This is a genomic window from Okeania sp. SIO2B9, assembly GCF_010672505.1.
Classification (GTDB): domain Bacteria; phylum Cyanobacteriota; class Cyanobacteriia; order Cyanobacteriales; family Microcoleaceae; genus Okeania; species Okeania hirsuta.
The window spans coordinates 1-1,441 of the sequence record NZ_JAAHGK010001606.1 but is presented as its reverse complement, the minus strand read 5'-3'; the positions used below and the strand labels follow the sequence as shown (position 1 = coordinate 1,441).

The following is a 1,441-nucleotide window of genomic DNA, read 5'->3' as shown; positions in this document are numbered from 1 at the left end:
CTGGATTAGAGAAATGACCATCACTACAGTCGAGTAAACCAATAGTAGCTCCAGATAGAATGACTCTACCCTCAGCTTCAAAACCTTCTCTGAGAAAGACAGAATCTTTGACTTCTATACCCTGAGTAAAGAGTGCATCTCCTTCTGGATTAGAGAAATGACCATCACTACAGTCGAGTAAACCAATAGTAGCTCCAGATAGACTGACTCTACCCTCAGCTTTGAAACCTTCTCTGAGAAAGACAGAACTTTTGACTTCCATTTTTTCAGCAATGAGTGCATCTTCTTCTGGATTAGAAAAATGACTTTTAATACAATCAACTTGACCACCAATAGTAGCTCCAGATAGATTTACCTCACCCTTACTCTGAAAGTCATTGTGCAGATATAAATTGCCCCTAACTTCAATCAACTCAGCATCAATTCCAACAACATGACTACCATCAAACTTGACTTCTTCTACCTTTGCTCCCTTCAGAATAATTTTTTCTGTAAAAACACATTCTGTGAAATACAATAAACTTTCAAACTTAACAAACTCAAGATTTAACTCCCCCGAAATCTTAGCTCCACAAACCTTTAAACCATGATTAGTAAAATATTTAAAAGCTTCCACATCCGTACATAACAACTCAATAAACTTAGCCGATAATATCCGCTTTTCTCCCCATGATTCTGCTGTAGCTGGATTATTAATTTCCTTTTCTTTAGCGATCGCTGCTAATAACTGTTTTAACTGTTCTGGGTGTTCTAACTTTTCTAACTCCTTTAACTTTTCTAAACCTAAATCTTCCAAATCTTCTAATTTTTCTACATCCTCTAACAGGCAGTAATATGCTGATATGTAACTGCATGATGTAAAGCACATAAGGGTTTGGCTAATTTCCAAGCTTCTAGTAAATGTGGCTTTGATTCATAAATTTCCCATTGGCTTAAGTATTCATCTCGCAAACTGCTTAAGGATGATAAAAAAGGTTTTTTCTTCTGGGGAAAAAACAATGGGAACATATCAAATAAAGGATGAGAAATACAGCTATCCGTCCAATCAAAAATGAGATATTTATTGTTATGCAAAGCAACATTTCCTAAATGCAAGTCTTCATAAACTAATGTTGGGGGTATTTTATATTCTGCCAGTTGAGAACATAATTTTTTCAGATGTGGAGCAAGTGTTTGTAGTTTCTGAATCCTTACGTTTATTTTAATTGAGATAGAACATTTTTATCGTTAAATAAAACATCTATTTTAGTTGATAATTTTTCCAAACGTCGGTCTAAACATCCGATATTCAATAAATTATCAATATGCTGAATTGATTTGATTTGTATTTGAGCGAGTAAACGGTAAATGTCTTTTTGTAGTTTGATGGATGAATTTCGACCAATAGGTTCCCCAAAATCAGCTAATAACATCCAGTGACGCTCAGAATTTATATTAAGGA

Annotated in this window: 3 protein-coding genes; all 3 read right to left on the bottom strand. The window is 34.4% G+C overall.

The window, feature by feature from the left end:
* On the bottom strand, nucleotides 1–868 hold an 868-nt coding region (locus F6K13_RS33055), incomplete at its 3' end, for a hypothetical protein (protein ID WP_287289911.1).
* The gene (locus tag F6K13_RS33050; RefSeq protein WP_275670323.1) at nucleotides 820–1,188 is read right to left on the bottom strand and encodes a phosphotransferase; all 369 of its coding nucleotides are present in this window, start codon (nucleotides 1,186–1,188) and stop codon (nucleotides 820–822) included. The genes F6K13_RS33050 and F6K13_RS33055, both read right to left, overlap by 49 nt.
* 8 nt (nucleotides 1,189–1,196) lie before the next feature.
* A partial coding sequence (locus tag F6K13_RS33045) for a hypothetical protein (RefSeq protein ID WP_287289909.1) occupies nucleotides 1,197–1,441 on the bottom strand: 245 nt, incomplete at its 5' end.